Source organism: Luteimonas huabeiensis HB2, assembly GCF_000559025.1.
GTDB classification, from domain to species: domain Bacteria; phylum Pseudomonadota; class Gammaproteobacteria; order Xanthomonadales; family Xanthomonadaceae; genus Luteimonas; species Luteimonas huabeiensis.
Genome location: NZ_JAAN01000026.1, coordinates 12632 through 28469, shown reverse-complemented (window position 1 = coordinate 28469; position 15838 = coordinate 12632). Strand labels below are relative to the sequence as shown.

Annotated in this window: 14 protein-coding genes; 8 read left to right on the top strand and 6 right to left on the bottom strand. The window is 74.6% G+C overall.

Annotated features, from left to right (window positions below):
• Nucleotides 1-141: 141 nt before the first annotated feature.
• The 6 genes from fepB to Z164_RS20405 all read left to right on the top strand — a co-directional run bounded on the left by fepB (nucleotide 142) and on the right by Z164_RS20405 (nucleotide 6197).
• Complete coding sequence (gene fepB, locus Z164_RS0110945; RefSeq protein ID WP_024890738.1) at nucleotides 142-1095, top strand: Fe2+-enterobactin ABC transporter substrate-binding protein; 954 nt, start codon at nucleotides 142-144, stop codon at nucleotides 1093-1095.
• Nucleotides 1092-2150: a FecCD family ABC transporter permease gene (locus Z164_RS0110940; RefSeq protein WP_024890737.1), complete on the top strand. Its 1059-nt coding sequence runs from the start codon at nucleotides 1092-1094 to the stop codon at nucleotides 2148-2150. Before fepB ends, Z164_RS0110940 begins: the two co-directional genes overlap by 4 nt.
• The gene (locus Z164_RS0110935; RefSeq protein ID WP_024890736.1) at nucleotides 2147-3238 is read left to right on the top strand and encodes a FecCD family ABC transporter permease; all 1092 of its coding nucleotides are present in this window, start codon (nucleotides 2147-2149) and stop codon (nucleotides 3236-3238) included. Before Z164_RS0110940 ends, Z164_RS0110935 begins: the two co-directional genes overlap by 4 nt.
• Nucleotides 3235-4065: an ABC transporter ATP-binding protein gene (locus Z164_RS0110930; RefSeq protein WP_024890735.1), complete on the top strand. Its 831-nt coding sequence runs from the start codon at nucleotides 3235-3237 to the stop codon at nucleotides 4063-4065. The genes Z164_RS0110935 and Z164_RS0110930 overlap by 4 nt, the downstream gene beginning before the upstream one ends.
• A gap of 58 nt (nucleotides 4066-4123) precedes the next feature.
• Nucleotides 4124-5437, top strand: coding sequence for an NtaA/DmoA family FMN-dependent monooxygenase (locus Z164_RS0110925; RefSeq protein ID WP_024890734.1), 1314 nt, complete (start codon nucleotides 4124-4126; stop codon nucleotides 5435-5437).
• Between the two features lie 67 nt (nucleotides 5438-5504).
• Nucleotides 5505-6197 (top strand): hypothetical protein, encoded by a 693-nt coding sequence (locus tag Z164_RS20405; protein ID WP_024890733.1) that lies wholly within the window; start codon nucleotides 5505-5507, stop codon nucleotides 6195-6197.
• 25 nt (nucleotides 6198-6222) lie between these two features.
• Here the strand turns inward: Z164_RS20405 and Z164_RS0110915 are convergent, their stop codons facing one another.
• The 6 genes from Z164_RS0110915 to zwf form a co-directional block, all read right to left on the bottom strand.
• Nucleotides 6223-6738, bottom strand: coding sequence for a hypothetical protein (locus Z164_RS0110915; protein WP_024890732.1), 516 nt, complete (start codon nucleotides 6736-6738; stop codon nucleotides 6223-6225).
• A 75-nt stretch (nucleotides 6739-6813) separates the two neighbouring features.
• Nucleotides 6814-7473, bottom strand: a complete 660-nt coding sequence (locus Z164_RS0110910) for a bifunctional 4-hydroxy-2-oxoglutarate aldolase/2-dehydro-3-deoxy-phosphogluconate aldolase (RefSeq protein ID WP_024890731.1) — start codon at nucleotides 7471-7473, stop codon at nucleotides 6814-6816.
• A 36-nt stretch (nucleotides 7474-7509) separates the two neighbouring features.
• Entirely contained in the window at nucleotides 7510-9426 is a 1917-nt protein-coding gene (edd, locus tag Z164_RS0110905; protein WP_024890730.1) for a phosphogluconate dehydratase, read from the bottom strand.
• 145 nt (nucleotides 9427-9571) lie between these two features.
• Nucleotides 9572-10312 carry a 6-phosphogluconolactonase gene (gene pgl, locus Z164_RS0110900; RefSeq protein WP_024890729.1) on the bottom strand — a complete coding sequence of 247 codons (741 nt, stop codon included), beginning with the start codon at nucleotides 10310-10312 and terminating at the stop codon, nucleotides 9572-9574.
• Nucleotides 10309-11322 carry a glucokinase gene (glk, locus tag Z164_RS0110895; RefSeq protein WP_024890728.1) on the bottom strand — a complete coding sequence of 338 codons (1014 nt, stop codon included), beginning with the start codon at nucleotides 11320-11322 and terminating at the stop codon, nucleotides 10309-10311. Before glk ends, pgl begins: the two co-directional genes overlap by 4 nt.
• Entirely contained in the window at nucleotides 11319-12740 is a 1422-nt protein-coding gene (gene zwf / locus Z164_RS0110890; protein ID WP_024890727.1) for a glucose-6-phosphate dehydrogenase, read from the bottom strand. Before zwf ends, glk begins: the two co-directional genes overlap by 4 nt.
• A gap of 354 nt (nucleotides 12741-13094) precedes the next feature.
• Between zwf and Z164_RS0110885 the strand changes: the two genes are divergently transcribed.
• Nucleotides 13095-14168, top strand: coding sequence for an ABC transporter ATP-binding protein (locus Z164_RS0110885; RefSeq protein WP_024890726.1), 1074 nt, complete (start codon nucleotides 13095-13097; stop codon nucleotides 14166-14168).
• A 116-nt stretch (nucleotides 14169-14284) separates the two neighbouring features.
• A complete protein-coding gene (locus Z164_RS0110880; protein WP_052338425.1) occupies nucleotides 14285-15796 on the top strand; it encodes a fumarate hydratase in 1512 nt (503 codons plus the stop codon).
• Nucleotides 15797-15838 lie beyond the last annotated feature (42 nt).

Genomic DNA, 15838 nt, shown 5'->3' with positions numbered 1-15838 from the left:
TGCACGCCGACAGCGAGCGTCCCCACCTCCGCCGGCTTCGCGAGCGGCGTTTCCGGCAGGCCAACGCCCCGCCCACCGCCGCCGTGCGGTTGCGGTGGGCGTCCGCTGGCATTGCGTCCGAATCCGAAGAGGCGAGTCCCGATGTCCACGTTCAGATGGCTGCTATCCGCGCTGCTGCTGCCGCTGGCGGTAGCCTGCACCCCGGCGGGCGAACCGGCCGCCGCCCCGGAAGGCGGCGGCGCGCGCACCTTCCGCAATGCCGACGGCAGCGTCACCGAGATCCCGGCCCCGCCGCAGCGGATCCTCTCGACCTCGGTCGCGATCACCGGCACGCTGCTGGCCATCGATGCGCCGGTGGTCGCCAGCGGCTCGGCAGCCGATGGCACGTTCTTCGGCCAGTGGCGCGAGGTCGCGGCCGAGCGCGGGGTGCAGAACGTCTGGTCGGCGGGCAGCGTCGATCTGGAGGCGGCCTACGCGGTGCGGCCGGACCTGATCGTGGTGGCGACCGCCGGCGCGGATTCGGCGATCGAGCAACTGGCCGAACTGCGCGCGATCGCGCCCACCATCCTGCTCGACTACGGCAGCCAGACCTGGCAGGCGCTGGCGCGGCAGCTCGGCGAGGCGACCTCGCGCGAGGCCGCGGTCGAGGCCCGGATCGCCGAGTTCGACGCCTACGTGGACGCGGCGCGCGCGAAAATCGCCGTTCCCGAGGGCGAGACCAACATCATCAGCTACAACGGGCCGGGCGCGCCCAATCCGATCGCGCAGCCCGACGGCGTGCACGGGCGCCTGCTGGGCGCGCTGGGCTTCCGGATCGAGGCGCCGGACCCGGCCTGGCACGTCGGCACCGGCGGCCCGCGCGGCGACTTCGTCTGGGCGCAGTACGAGCAGCTCTCGCGGCTGCGGGCGCAGACCACGTTCCTGATCTGGGCGGGCGATGCGCGCGCGCAGGCGTTCATGGACGATCCGGTGCTGGCCAACCTGCCGTCGGTGCGCGCGCGCCGGGTGTACGCGCTGGGCGAGGATTCGTTCCGGATCGACTACTACAGCGCGACCGCGATCGTCGACCGCATCGTGGCGCGGTTCGGCAAGTGAATCCGGCGCAGCGGGAGCGGGGCGGGGCCGCGCCGCCGCGTTCGCCGGAAGCCAGGCGCAGGCGGCTGCGCATCGCCGGCGTCTTCGTGTGCCTGGGCCTGCTGCTGGCGCTGGCGGCGATCAGCATCTGCGCGGGCGTGCGCCCGATCGCGCCGGCGCAGGCGCTGGCCGCGCTGCAGGCGTTCGATCCCGCCGACAGCGAGCACCTGCTGGTGCGCCACCTGCGCCTGCCGCGCACCGCGCTGGCGGTGCTGGTGGGCGCGGCGCTGGGCGTGGCCGGCGCGATCATGCAGGCGCTGACCCGCAACCCGCTGGCCGATCCGGGGCTGCTGGGCGTCAATGCCGGCGCGGCGGTGGCGATCGTCGCGGCGATCGCGTTCCTCGGCGTGCACCAGATCGCCGCCTACCTGGGCTTCGGCCTGGCCGGCGCCGCGCTGGCCGGCGCCGCGGTCTACCTGCTGGGCGGCCTGCGCCAGGGCTACGACCCGGTGCGGCTGGTGCTGGCGGGCGCGGCGATGACGGTGCTGCTGCTGGCGCTGACCCAGCTGATCACCCTCAACAGCGACGAGGCGGTGTTCGACCAGTTCCGGCACTGGTCGGTGGGGTCGCTGCAGGGGCGCGGCCTGGGCGTGCTGCCGCCGGTCGCGCTGCTGGTCGCCGCCGGGCTGGCGCTGGCCGCGCTGCTGGCCGGCGCGCTGGATGCGATCGCCCTGGGCGAGGACGTGGGGCGCGCGCTCGGCGTGCGTCCCGGCGTGGTCTGGGGGCTGTCGGCGCTGGCGATCGTGCTGCTGGCCGGCGCGGCCACCGCGGCGGCCGGGCCGATCGCCTTCATCGGCCTGACCGCGCCGCACGTGGCGCGGGCGTTCGCCGGCGTGAACCACCGCTGGACGATGCTGTACTCGGCGCTGATCGGCGCGCTGGTGATCCTGGCGGCCGATGTGCTCGGACGCGTCCTGCTGCCGCCGGACGAGATCGCGGTCGGGATCATGGTCGCGCTGCTGGGCGGCGGGTTCTTCGTGGCGCTGGCGCGCCGGCGCCGGATCGTACGCCTGTGAACGGCGCGAGCGCAGGCGCCGGAAGGCGCCCGGTCCTGTGGCGCAGCAGCGCCGGGCCGGTGCTGCGCATCGGCCGCTGCGCGCTGCTGGTGCGCCCGCGCGCGCTGCTGGTGCCGGCGGTGCTGCTGGCGCTGGCGGCCGTGCTCGGGCTGTGGACGATGACCCTGGGCCGCATCGAGCTGCCGGCCGCGCAGGTGTTCGCGATCCTGACCGGCCGGGGCGACGGCGGCATCGGCGATCAGGTGGTGCTCGGCATCCGCCTGCCGCGGCTGCTGACCGCGACGTTCGTCGGCGCCGCGCTGGGCATCTCCGGGGCGATCTTCCAGTCGGTCTCGCGCAATGCGCTGGGCTCGCCCGACATCATCGGCTTCACCACGGGCGCGGCGACCGGCGCGCTGCTGCGCATCGTGCTGTTCGGGCCGGGGTCGCTGGAAGTGGCGATGTCGGCGGTGGCGGGCGGGCTGGGCACGGCACTGGCGGTCTACCTGCTGTCGGCCCGCGACGGCTCGGTCGGCGGCTACCGGCTGATCCTGGTCGGCCTCGGCGTCGGCTCGGTGCTCGCCGCGGTCAACGGCCTGCTGCTGGTCAAGGGCAACCTCGACAACGCGATCACCGCCAACCTCTGGCTGGCCGGCTCGCTGGCCGCGCGCAACTGGGTCCACGCCGGACCGGTGATGGCCGGCACGCTGCTGCTGTTGCCGGTGGTGCTGGTGCTGGCGCGGCCGCTGGCCACGATCGAGATGGGCGACGACGTGGCGCGCCAGCTCGGCGTCGCGGTCGAGCGGGTGCGCCTGGCGATGCTGTTCTGCGCGGTGGTGCTGGCGGCGCTGGCCACCGGCGCCGCCGGCCCGATCGCCTTCGTCGCCCTGGCGGCGCCGCAGCTGGCGTCGCGGCTGGCCGGGGGCAAGGGCCTGCACATCATGGGCGCGGCGGCGATGGGCGCCTGCCTGCTGGTGGCCGCCGACCTGCTCACCCAGGCCCTGCCGGCGCGCCTGACCCTGCCGATCGGTCGCACCACCGGGATCGTCGGCGGCCTGTACCTGCTCTGGCTGCTGAGCCGGCCGCAGAGGAGACACGCTCGGACATGACGCCTTCCAACACCCGCGATCCCGCCGATCCGGCCGGCCGCGACGCCCTGCGCGGCGAGCGGCTGGTCCTGCGCTACGAGGCGCGCACCGTCGCCGACGGCCTCGACGTCGCCGTTCCGGCCGGCCGGGTGACCGCGATCGTCGGCCCCAACGCCTGCGGCAAGTCCACCCTGCTGCGCGCGCTTTCGCGGTTGCTGGCGCCGGCCGCCGGCCGGGTGCTGCTGGACGGCGAGGACATCCACCGGCTGCCGACGCGCGAGGTGGCGCGGCGGCTCGGCCTGCTGCCGCAGTCGGCGGCGGCGCCGCACGGCATCCGCGTCGCCGAGCTGGTGGCGCGCGGACGCGTGCCGCACCAGACCCTGCTGCGGCAATGGTCCGACGCCGACGAACGCGCGGTGCGCGAAGCGCTGGCCGATGCGCGGGTGAGCGAGCTTGCCGAGCGGGCGGTGGACGAGCTCTCGGGCGGCCAGCGCCAGCGCGTGTGGCTGGCGATGGTGCTGGCCCAGCAGACCCCGGTGCTGCTGCTGGACGAGCCGACCACCTACCTCGACATTGCCCACCAGCTGGAAGTGCTCGAACTCTGCCGCCGGCTCAACCGCGAACGCGGCCGTACCGTGGTGATGGTGCTGCACGACCTCAACCAGGCCGCGCGCTACGCCGACCACCTGATCGCCATGCGCGACGGCGCGATCGTGGCCGCGGGCGCGCCGGCGACCACGCTGACCCCGGCGCTGATCGAATCGGTGTTCGGCATCCGCTGCGTGATCCTGCCCGATCCGGTCGCCGGCACGCCGCTGGTGGTGCCGGTCGCGAGCACCGGCGAGTGAGGCCGGGGACGTGCCGGAGCCCGCGCCCGCGCCCGCGCGCGCGGGCGGCGCCGCCGGCATGACCCGTCGCCCGATATGCATCGGCCTGTCGCTGGCGGCGACCTGGCTGGCGGGCGACGGCTGGCGCCGGCCGGACAGCCGGGTCGAGGACCTGCACACGCTCGGCTTCCACGCCGACGTCGCCCGCCGGGCCGAGGCGGCGCGGCTGGACTTCCTGTTCCGCCCGGACGCGCTGTGGGTCGATCCGCAGACGCTGGCCAGCGGCCCCGGCTTCAGCAGCCTGGATCCGATGGTGCTGCTGGCGTCGCTGGCCGCCTGCACCTCGCGCATCGGCCTGGTCGCGACCGCCAGCACCACGTTCGGCGCGCCATGGACGCTCGCGCGGCAGCTGCTTTCGCTGCATCACCTCAGCGGCGGGCGCGCCGGCTGGAACATCGTGACCTCGCTCGACGGCGCGCGGAACTTCGGGCAGGCGGCGATGCCCGATTCGCGCGAACGCTACGCGCGCGCGCTGGAGTTCACCGACGTGGTGCGGCGGCTTTGGGACAGCTATCCGCACCACGCCCTGCCGCTGGACCGCGAGCGCGGGCGCTATGCGGACCCGGCGCGGGTCCGCCCGATCGACCACGCCGGCCCCGTCTTCGACGTCCAGGGGCCGCTGAACCTGCCGTCGCTGCCCTGCGGCGCGCCGCCGCTGTTCCAGGCGGGCGCATCGGAGCGGGGCCGCGATTTCGCCGCGCGCGTGGCCGACGGCGTGTTCGCGGCCTCGCCGGACGTCGCCGCCGGGATCGAGCTGCGCCAGGACCTGCGCCGTCGCGCCGTCGGCCACGGGCGCGATGCCGACGCGATCCGGGTGCTGCCCGGCCTGAGCCTGTTCCTGGGCGAGACCACCGACGAGGCGCGCGACCTGTATCGCGACACCCATGCGCGCCACGACCGCGCCCGCGCCATCGCCGGCCTGCGGGATCTGCTCGGCCTGGACGCGGCGGCGCTGCCGCCGGACCGACGGATCGCCCCGGACATGCTGGCCGACCCCGCACGGCCGGTCCGCAGCCGCACGCACGCCGATCTGCTGCGGCGGCTGGTCGAGCGCGAGCGGCCGACGCTGCGGACCCTGCTGGCGCGTCCGGAGGTGGCCGGATCGGCGCACTGGCGGGTGGTCGGCACGCCGCGCGACGCGGTCGCCGCGATCGTCGAGCGGGTCGATGCCGGCGCCGCGGACGGCCTGATCGCGCTGCCGGGCGGGGCGGACCGCTCCCTGCGCCTGTTCCTCGACGAAGTGGTGCCGATGCTGGCCGAGGGCGGGCGGTTCCGCCGCGAGTACGCGGGCACGACGCTGCGCGAGCATCTGGAGCCGGCCCAGCGCGCGTGACGACGGCGTGCCGGGGGCGCGCCCCGGGCGCGGCTACGCTGGCGCCGGGCCCGAAAGGCGAGCCGCCATGCACCGCCGCGACATTCCCCTGTGGCCGCTGCCGGCCGCCATCGCGCTGATCCTCCTGCTCGGCACGCACGCGGCCTGGGCGCTGTCGGTGCAGGCGGGCATCGTGCCGCCGTGCATCCCGTACCTGGAGGGCTGCACCTCGATCAGCCGCGCCGCGCGCGAGGGCCCGGCGAATCCGGCGTTCCGGTTGCTGATGCTGCCGTGCGCGCCGGCGATCGGCCTGCACTGGTGGCTGGCCGGGCGCTGGCTCGCCGCCGCGGGCGCGCACGGCCGCATGGTGCGCACGGCGGGCGTGCTGGCGGCGGTGGCGCTGGCGGTGTACGTGGCGTTCCTCGGCACCGAGGGCGAGGCCTACCGCTTCCTGCGCCGTTACGGCGTGGTGGCGTTCTTCGGCGCCGGCTTCCTGGCCCAGGTCGCGTTCCTGCGCGCGCTGGGTTCAGGCGCGCTCGCCCGGCGCGCCAGCGTGCGCGCGCTGCGGGCAGTCTGCGTGCTGATGCTGCTGCTGGGCGTCGCGCACGTCGTCGCGCTGGCGGCCGTGGGCGGCAGCCCGTTCCAGGACCGCTTCGAGAACGCGCTCGAGTGGCTGCTCGGCCTGGGCCTGGTGGCGTGGTTCGCGGCGCACGCGGCGCTGTGGCGCGCGGTCGGCGCCGCGCTGCGGCTGGAGGTGGGGCGCGGCCTCGGCCGCAGCTGAGCCGCCTGGTGAAGCAGGCCGCGCGTCAGCGCCCAGGCGGCATGCGGCGGCCGGCCTCGCGCTCGTGGCGGCCGCGCGGGCCGTACCCGTCGTCGTATGGGCCGTAGCCGTAGGGGTACGGGCCGTAGCCGTAGGGGTATGGCGCCGGGCCGTCGTACCGGCCCACGTTGAGGTTGAGGTTGAACGTGCGCGTGCCGCCGTCCTCGCGCGCGTACTCCTTGCAGTAGTTCAGCTCGGCGGCGTTCCAGCGGCTGGTGCCGTGGCCGCTGCCGTGGCCGATGCCGGCGGCGACGCTGCCGGTGACCTCGCGCGGCTCGCCCTGCGGCGAGGTGGGGCACCGGGAGCCGGCGTAGGCCGTCTGCCGCCCGGAACCGGGCACGCCGGACGTGTCGCCGTACCAGGTGCCGGGCGGGTCGTTGCGGTAGCTGTCGGGCAGGGAGAGGTCGAGCGCGCCGGCGCTGTCGGCGTCGGCGGGCGGCGCCGCCGGGGCGGCGGCCGGCGCCGCGGCCAGCAGGCAACACAGCGCGAGCGCGGGTTTCATGGAAGACCTCGTGGGGAAGCGGGCGCGAGGGCCCGCGAGCCAGGCTATCGGCGCGCGCTTGAATGCCGGCTGTCGTCAGCCGCCGCGCGCGCCGCGCACGATCGCCGCCGCCTGCGCCGCCGAGGCGCTCACCCGCGCCCAGTCGCCGGCTTCCAGCCACGCCTTGGGCAGCATCCACGAACCGCCGATGCAGACCACGTTCGGCTGCGCCAGATACTCGGCGGCGGTGGCCTCGGTGATGCCGCCGGTGGGGCACAGGCGCAGGTCCGGCAGCGGGCCGGCGAGCCCCTTGAGCATCGCCAGGCCGCCGACGGCCGAGGCGGGGAACAGCTTGCACACGCGGAAGCCGCGCGCCATCAGGCCGATGAACTCGGCCGGCGTGGCGCCGCCGGGCACCACCGGGATCGGCGCCTGCGCCAGCGCATCGGCCAGCGCCGGCGGCGTGCCCGGGGTGACCAGGAAGTCCGCGCCGGCGTCGATCGACTGCCGGATCTGGGCGGGCGCGAGCACGGTGCCGGCGCCGACGACGACGTCAGGCAGCTCGCGCTTGAGCGCGGCCAGCGCGTCGAGCGCGCAGGGCGTGCGCAGGGTCAGTTCCAGCGTGCGCAGGCCGCCTTCCAGCAGCGCGGCGGCGATGCGCCGGGCCTGGTCGACGCTGTCGACGGTGATGACCGGCAGCAGGCCGGCGTCTCGCAGCAGGCGCTCGGCGGTGTCCTGGTGTTGCGCGATCGGCATCGGATTCGGCTCCTGTGTTGGACGGTGCGGGCGCGCTCAGGCGTCCTTGGATTCGTGGGGGGCCTCGGCGGCTTCGGCCGGCTCGCCCAGTTCGTATTCGGCGTCGTAGTTCCACGGGCTGCCGTCGGCCGCCGGCGGCCCGCAGGAGATCGACAGCGCGCCCTGGTCGGCGGGGCCGACCATCGCGCGGCTGTAGGCGAACAGGTTGCGGCCGAGGTCCCAGCCGGCCGGCGCGGTGTCCGGGGCGAGGGGGCGCGCGGCCCATTCCGCGGGCTCGACCAGCGCTTCGAGCGTGCCGGCGTCGCCGTCGAGCACGATGCGGTCGCCGTCGCGCAGCCTGGCGATCGGGCCGCCGCGCGCGGCTTCCGGGGTGACGTGGATGGCGGCGGGGATCTTGCCGGAGGCGCCGGACAGGCGGCCGTCGGTCACCAGCGCCACGCGCCGGCCCTGGTTCTGCAGCATGCCCAGCAGCGGCGCCAGCGAGTGCAGCTCGGGCATGCCGTTGGCGCGCGGGCCCTGGTAGCGCACCACGGCGACGAAATCGCGCGGCAGCGCGCCGGCCTTGTGCAGCTTGTTGAGCGCCTGCGGGGTGTCCACGACCACGGCCGGGGCGTCGATGCGCCGGTATTCCGGCTTCACCGCCGAGGTCTTGATCAGCGCGCGGCCGAGGTTGCCGCGCAGCAGGCGCAGGCCGCCGTGGGCCTCGAACGGCGCCGAGGCCGGGCGCAGCACCTGTTCGTCGCCGCTGGTCTCGATCGTCGGCGACCAGGCGAGCGCGCCGCCGTCCAGCCGCGGCTCGTCGCACCAGGCGCGCATGCCGCCGGGCAGCACGGTCTCCAGGTCGTCGTGCATCAGCCCGGCGTCCATCAGCTCGCGGAACACGAAGGCGGTGCCGCCGGCGGCCTGGAAGCGGTTCACGTCGGCGTCGCCGTTGGGGTAGACCCGGGCCAGCAGCGGCACGATCCCCGAGAGCAGGTCGATGTCGTCCCAGGTCAGCACGATGCCCGCCGCGCGCGCCACCGCGACCCAGTGGATGGTGTGGTTGGTCGAGCCGCCGGTGGCCATCAGGGCGACGATCGCGTTGACGATCGCGCGTTCGTCGATGAGGCGGCCGAACGGCCGGTAGTCGGCGCCCAGCGCGGTGATGCGCAGCGCGCGCTCGACCGCGGCGTCGGTCAGCGCATCGCGCAGGCGCGTGCCCGGGTTGACGAACGAGGCGCCGGGCAGTTGCACGCCCATCGCCTCCAGCAGCACCTGGTTGGAGTTGGCGGTGCCGTAGAAGGTGCAGGTGCCGGGCGCGTGGTAGGAGGCCGCCTCCGCTTCCAGCAGCTCCTCGCGGGTGGCCTCGCCGGCGGCGTAGCGCTCGCGCACGGCCGCCTTTTCCTTGTTGGGGATGCCCGGCGTCATCGGGCCGCCGGGCACGAACAGCGCCGGCAGGTGGCCGAAGGCCAGCGCGCCGATCAGCAGGCCCGGCACGATCTTGTCGCAGATGCCCAGGTACACGGCGCTGTCGAACATGTCGTGCGAGAGCGCGACGGCGGTGGCCTGGGCGATGACGTCGCGCGAGAACAGCGACAGCTCCATCCCGCCGCGGCCCTGGGTGACGCCGTCGCACATCGCCGGCACGCCGCCGGCGACCTGGGCGGTGGCGCCCAGCCGGCGCGCGGTCTCGCGGATGCGCTGCGGGTAGTCCTCGTAGGGCTGGTGGGCCGAGAGCATGTCGTTGTAGGCGGTGACGATGCCCAGGTTCGGGCTGGCGTCGGCGCGCAGGCGCGCCTTGTCGACCGGTCCGCAGGCGGCGAAGCCGTGGGCGAGGTTGCCGCACGACAGGCGTCCGCGCAGCGGGCCGTTGTCGCGCATCGCGTCGATGCCGGCGAGATAGGCCGCGCGCGAGGCGCGGCTGCGCTCGCGGATGCGTTCGGTGACGGCGTGGAGTTTCGGATGCAGGCTCATTGGCGTCGGCTATGAGGGGCGCGGGCGGCGGAGACGTGCGGGGCGTTGCGGCCCGGACGATCTGCGTCGTTCGCGCGGATGGGGGAAGGGCCGCCGGCGACGCGTCGTGCGTGCGCCGGGCGGCGCCGGCGTCCCGGCCGGGCGGTCACGGGCACCAGTGGACGTGCAAGGGTGCGCCCGGGGTGGTGAAGGCGATGCGCGCCGGGTATTCGCGCGCGTCCTCGCCGGCCAGGACGCGCTCGAGCAGCTCGCGCTTGCGCTGGCCGCGGATCAGCATCACCCGGGTACCGGCGGGGCGCAGCCCGGCCGGGGTCAGGCTGATCCGGGTGGCCCAGCGGCCGGCGCCCGCGCAGCCGCTGGCGTCCACCGCCACGTAGGGCTGCGAGGTGGCCAGCGCGGTGTCCAGCTCGCGCATGTGCGGGAACAGCGAGGCGGTATGGCCGTCCTCGCCCATGCCCAGCACCACCACGTCGGGCGGGTTGCGCGCGTGCATGTTGGCGGCGGCGACCGCCTCCTGCAGCGTGCGCCCGGGCCGGGTCAGGGTCTCGAAGCGGGCCTTGGCGGCATTGCCCTTCAGCAGCGACTCGCGCACCAGCCGCGCATTGCTGTCCGGGTCGTCGGGCATCAGCCAGCGTTCGTCGACCAGGGCGACGTCCACATCCGCCCATGCCAGCGGCGCCTTCGCCAGCGCCGCGTACACCGGCGCCGGGGTGGTGCCGCCGGACAGCAGCAGGCGCGCGCGCGGCTTGCGCTCCAGCACGCGCGCGAGCGCGTCCGACAGGGTGACCGCCGCGCCCCAGACCCACTGGGTGGGGGAGTCGTAGGTGTACAGCGACACCCGCGGGTCGCCGGCGTGGGGGGCGGGCTCGGGCGGGACTGCGGTCATGGCGTGCGCTCCCGTGCATGATCCTGCGCCAGCGCGGCGGCGCCGAGCAGGCCGGCGTGCGGATGCAGCACCGCGACCGAGGGCACCCGCGCCATGTTGGAGGAGAAGCGGCCCTTGTGCTCGAAGCGCTGGCGGAAGCCGGAGTGGCGCAGCGCGTCGAGCATGCGCGGCACCAGCCCGCCGGTCAGGAACACGCCGTCCCAGGCGCCCAGGGTAAGCACCACGTCGCCGGCGATGGCGCCGAACACCGCGCAGAACACGTCGACCGCGCGCGCGGCGCGCGGATCGCCGGCCGCGGCGCGGGCGGTGATGTCGGCCGGCTGCACCGGGCCGGGATCGACGCCGGCGATCTCCGACAGCGCGCGATGGATGTTCACCAGCCCCGGGCCGCAGATCAGCCGCTCGTTGGAGACGCGGCCGAACTGCCGCGACAGCACGTCCAGGATCGTCAGCTCCTCGGGCGTGCCCGGCGGGAAGCTGGCGTGGCCGCCCTCGGTCTCCAGCGGGTAGCGGCGGCCGTCGCGCACCAGCAGCCCGCTGACGCCGAGCCCGGTGCCCGGGCCGATGACGGCGTAGGTGCGGTCGCCGTCGATGCCCGGGCGCCACGGCGCGCCGCCGACGATGGCCACGTCGTCGGCGCGCAGCAGCGGGATCGCCATCGCCTGGGCGGCGAAGTCGTTGATCAGCACCACCTCGCGCAGGTCGAGCTGCGCGCGCAGGCGGGCGCGCGCGATCACCCAGGGGTGGTTGGTGATGCGCGCCTCGTCGCCCTCGACGCGGCCGGCCACGGCAAACACGCCGGCATCCACCGACGCCTGGGTCCGCTCCAGGTAGTGGCGCGCGGCCTCGGCCAGCGAGGGGAACTCGGCGACCGGGAAGCCCTGCACGCTGTCGAGCAGCAGCGGCATCTCCGCCGCCGGATCGGCCAGCGCGAAGCGGGCGTTGGTGCCGCCGATGTCGGCGAGCAGGAAACGCCGCGGCTGGCCGTTCGCGATCGCGCCGTGGTTCATCGCCGCTTCCCGTTGCCGGAAATCACGTTGGGCAGGAACGGCGCCGCCGAGGCCGGGCCCCAGGAGCCGGCGGGGTAGTCCTCGATCGGCGTGCCGGCCTCGGCCCAGGCGTCGCTGACGCTGTCGATCCAGCGCCAGGCGGCCTCGACCTCGTCGTCGCGCACGAACAGGGTCTGGTCGCCCTTGAGCGCGTCGATCATCAGCCGCTCGTAGGCGATGCGGCGCTTGGGCGTGGGCGACATGGTGAGGTCGAGCGACATCGGCTGCAGTTCGGTGGCGCCCCATTCGGGCGCCGCCAGGCTGCCCATCAGCCCGAGCTCGATGGTCTCCTGCGGCTGCAGGCGCATGCGCAGCCGGTTGGGCGCGGCGCGGTCCCGGGACGGGCGCTCGAACAGCCAGTGCGAGACCGGGCGGAACGACACCACCACCTCGGTCGCGCGCGCGGGCATGCGCTTGCCGGTCATCAGCCGGAACGGCACCCCGGCCCAGCGCCAGTTGTCGATCCACGCGCGCAGGGCGACGAAGGTCTCGACCTCGCGCTCGTGGCGGAAGCCCTTGACCGCCTCGCCGTCGACCACGCCGTCGCCGTAGCGGCCGCGCACGCTGTCGCGGCCGGCGTCGGCGGCGGTCATCGGGCGCAGCGCGCGCAGCACCTTGCGCTTCTCGTCGCGCACGCTGTCGGCATCCAGCGAGGCAGGCGGCTCCATCGCGATCAGCGCCAGCAGCTGCAGCATGTGGTTCTGCACCATGTCGCGCAGCGCGCCGTAGCCGGCGTAGTAGCCCTCGCGGCCGTCGACGCCGGCGGTCTCGGCCACGACGATGTCCACCGACTCGATCCAGCGGTGCTGCCACACCGCCTCCAGCAGGGTGTTGCCGAAGCGCAGCGCCAGCAGGTTCTGCACCGGCGCCTTGCCCAGGTAGTGGTCGATGCGGAAGATCCGCGACTCGTCCAGGCTGGCCTTGAGGGTGGCGTTGATCTCGCGCGCGGAGGCGAGGTCGTGGCCGATCGGCTTCTCCAGCACCAGCCGCGACGGGTCCTCCAGCAGGCCGGCGGCCTTGAGCCCGCGGCAGGCCGGGGCGAACAGGTCGGGCGGGGTGGACAGGTAGCTCACGCTCGGCCGGTCGGCGTAGCGCGCCAGCGCCGCGGCGATGGCGTCGGCGTCGCGCAGGTCCAGCGGGTGGTAGCGGATGCGCCCCAGCACGTCCTCCAGCGCCTCGCGGTTGCGGGCGTCGCCGTCGTCGATGCGGCCGCGCAGCCAGTCGCGGAAACCGGTGTCGTCGTAATCCGTGCGCCCCACCGCGACGATGCGGAAGCGCTCCGGCAGCAGGCGGTCGCGCAGCAGGTGCAGCAGGGAGGGAAACAGGTAGCGCTGGGCGAGATCGCCGGTGGCACCGAACAACAACAGGGTGTCGTGCATCGCAGCTCCGTGGGGAACTTCAGGTCGGACCGGCAGGGGACGGCCAGGCGGCGGCCGCCGGCGCACGCCGCGCGGCCGCGCCGGCGCCCGCCCGGGGTCGGGGCGCGAGGCCGGTGCTCTGGATCGCCATGAACGATACCAAAACGTCTCGCATCCCCCAACGTCGGCACGGACGCGAGGCGGCGCTCGACCGACGCCGGCCACCGCCGCGTTGCGGCCGGTCGCGCGCGGCGGGCGTCGGCAGGCGTGACTGTAAACGATTACATGTCAGAATAACCGACGACTGCGGTCGCGCGATCGTGCGCCGCCGCACTACGAAGACGCCGCCGCCGAGCGGCGCGAGCAGGAGGGAGGATGGCCAGGGTCGATCTGGACGAGGTGCGCAAGGTCTATCCGAACGGCTACGTCGGCGTCGCCGGCGCGACGTTCGAGGTCGCCGACGGCGAGCTGCTGGTCCTGGTCGGGCCCTCGGGCTGCGGCAAGTCCACGCTGCTGCGGATGATCGCCGGCCTAGAATCGATCAGCGGCGGCACCCTGCGCATCGGCGACCGGGTGGTCAACGACGTCGCGCCGAAGGACCGCGACATCGCGATGGTGTTCCAGTCCTACGCGCTGTACCCGCACATGAGCGTGGCCGAGAACCTGGCCTTCGGCCTCAAGCTGCGCGGCCACGATCGCGCCACCGTCGAGGCGCGCGTGCGCGAGGCCGCGGCCACGCTGGAACTCGACGCGCTGCTGGAGCGCAAGCCGGGACAGCTTTCCGGCGGCCAGCGCCAGCGCGTGGCGCTGGGCCGGGCGCTGGTGCGCAATCCGCAGGTGTTCCTGCTCGACGAGCCGCTGTCCAACCTCGACGCCAAGCTGCGCATGTCGATGCGGGTGGAGATCGCGCACCTGCACCGGCAGCTCGGCGCCACCATGATCTACGTGACCCACGACCAGATCGAGGCGATGACGCTGGGCCAGCGCATCGTGGTGCTCGACCGCGGCGAGATCCAGCAGATCGACACTCCGATGGCGCTCTACGAACGCCCGGCCAACCTGTTCGTGGCGACCTTCCTCGGCAGCCCGGCGATGAACGTGCTGCGCGGGCGGCTGGCGCGCGAGGACGGCTGGGCGCTGGCGCTCGACGACGGCAGCCGCCTGCCGCTGGCGGGCGAGGGCCTGCGCGAGGCGTGGGCGGGGCGCGAGCTGGACGTGGGCATCCGCCCCGAGCACCTGCAGCGCGGCGGCGATGGCGGCTTCGCGCCGACGGTGGAGGTGGTGGAGCCGGTCGGCAACGAGGTCTTCGTCAACCTGCGCCACGGCGCGCATCCGCTGATCGCGCGTCTGCCGCCCGGCGAGCTGCCGCAGCCCGGCGCCGCGCTGCCGCTGCGGCTCGACGCCGCGCACCTGCACGTGTTCGATCCGGAGACCGGGCGGCGGCTGTGAGGCGGCCGGCCTTGCGCGGGCGCCGGGCGTAGAATGGGCGGATTTCCATCCGCCAGCCGCGAAGGCCAGCCGTGACCGCCCATCCCCCCGCTTCATCGATCCGCACCCCCGCGCCGATCCGCCAGGACGACCTGATCCAGTCGATCGCCGACGCCCTGCAGTACATCAGCTACTACCATCCGGTGGACTACATCCGGAACCTCGCCGCCGCCTGGGAGCGCGAGCAATCGCCCGCGGCCAAGGACGCGATGGCGCAGATCCTGATCAACTCGCGCATGTGCGCGGAGGGCCATCGCCCGATCTGCCAGGACACCGGCATCGTCACCGTGTTCCTGGACGTGGGCATGGACGTGCGCTGGGCGGGCTTCACCGGCTCGCTCGAGGACGCGGTCAACGAGGGCGTGCGCCGTGCCTACGCGCACCCCGACAATCCGCTGCGCGCCAGCGTGCTGGCCGATCCCGCCGGCGCCCGCCGCAACACCCGGGACAACACGCCGGCGGTGGTCAACGTCAGGATCGTGCCCGGCAGCACGGTGGACGTGATCGTCGCGGCCAAGGGCGGCGGCTCGGAGGCGAAGTCGAAGTTCGCCATGCTCAATCCCTCCGATTCCATCGTGGACTGGGTGCTCCGGACGGTGCCGACGATGGGCGCCGGCTGGTGCCCGCCGGGCATGCTCGGCATCGGCATCGGCGGCACCGCGGAGAAGGCGATGCTGCTGGCGAAGGAATCGCTGATGGAGCCGATCGACATCCAGGACCTGATCGCGCGCGGCCCGTCCAGCCGCATCGAGGAACTGCGGCTCGAGCTGTACGAGAAGGTCAACGCGCTGGGCATCGGCGCGCAGGGCCTGGGCGGCCTGACCACCGTGCTCGACATCAAGATCCGCGACTACCCGACCCACGCCGCCAACCTGCCGGTGGCGATGATCCCGAACTGCGCCGCCACCCGGCACGCGCACTTCACCCTCGACGGCAGCGGCCCGGTGGCGCTGGAGCCGCCGTCGCTCGATGACTGGCCGAAGCTCACCTACAGCCCCGCCAACGCGCGCCGGGTGGACCTGGACACGATCACCCGCGAGGACGTCGCGCGGTTCAAGCCGGGCGAAGTGCTGCTGCTCAACGGCCGGCTGCTGACCGGCCGCGACGCCGCGCACAAGCGCATGGTGGACATGCTCGATCGCGGCGAGACGCTGCCGGTCGATTTCACCGACCGCTTCATCTACTACGTCGGCCCGGTCGATCCGGTGCGCGACGAGGTGGTCGGCCCGGCCGGCCCCACCACCGCCACCCGCATGGACAAGTTCACCCGGCGCATGCTGGAGCGCACCGGCCTGCTCGGCATGGTCGGCAAGGCCGAGCGCGGCGACGCCGCGATCGAGGCGATCCGCGACCACAAGGCGGTGTACCTGATGGCCGTCGGCGGCTCGGCCTACCTGGTCTCCAAGGCGATCCGGGCCGCGCGGGTGGTCGCGTTCGAGGACCTCGGCATGGAGGCGATCTACGAGTTCGAGGTCCGCGACATGCCGGTGACCGTCGCGGTCGATTCGACCGGCGAATCCGTGCACCGGACCGGCCCGCGCGAATGGCAGGCGCGGATCGGCAAGATCCCGGTGGTCGAGATCGCCTGACGCGCGGCGGCTGCGCCGGCGCCGGTGCAGAGGCGCCGCGCT

Excerpts from the sequence above, each read along its gene's own strand:
- Z164_RS0110930 (WP_024890735.1), top strand. The coding sequence starts at position 3,235 with ATGACGCCTTCCAACACCCGCGATCCCGCCGATCCGGCCGGCCGCGAC.
- glk (WP_024890728.1), bottom strand. The coding sequence starts at position 11,322 with ATGAACCACGGCGCGATCGCGAACGGCCAGCCGCGGCGTTTCCTGCTC.
- pgl (WP_024890729.1), bottom strand. The coding sequence starts at position 10,312 with ATGACCGCAGTCCCGCCCGAGCCCGCCCCCCACGCCGGCGACCCGCGG.
- Z164_RS0110885 (WP_024890726.1), top strand. The coding sequence starts at position 13,095 with ATGGCCAGGGTCGATCTGGACGAGGTGCGCAAGGTCTATCCGAACGGC.
- edd (WP_024890730.1), bottom strand. The coding sequence starts at position 9,426 with ATGAGCCTGCATCCGAAACTCCACGCCGTCACCGAACGCATCCGCGAG.
- fepB (WP_024890738.1), top strand. The coding sequence starts at position 142 with ATGTCCACGTTCAGATGGCTGCTATCCGCGCTGCTGCTGCCGCTGGCG.
- Z164_RS0110910 (WP_024890731.1), bottom strand. The coding sequence starts at position 7,473 with ATGCCGATCGCGCAACACCAGGACACCGCCGAGCGCCTGCTGCGAGAC.
- zwf (WP_024890727.1), bottom strand. The coding sequence starts at position 12,740 with ATGCACGACACCCTGTTGTTGTTCGGTGCCACCGGCGATCTCGCCCAG.
- Z164_RS20405 (WP_024890733.1), top strand. The coding sequence starts at position 5,505 with ATGCACCGCCGCGACATTCCCCTGTGGCCGCTGCCGGCCGCCATCGCG.
- Z164_RS0110925 (WP_024890734.1), top strand. The coding sequence starts at position 4,124 with ATGACCCGTCGCCCGATATGCATCGGCCTGTCGCTGGCGGCGACCTGG.
- Z164_RS0110915 (WP_024890732.1), bottom strand. The coding sequence starts at position 6,738 with ATGAAACCCGCGCTCGCGCTGTGTTGCCTGCTGGCCGCGGCGCCGGCC.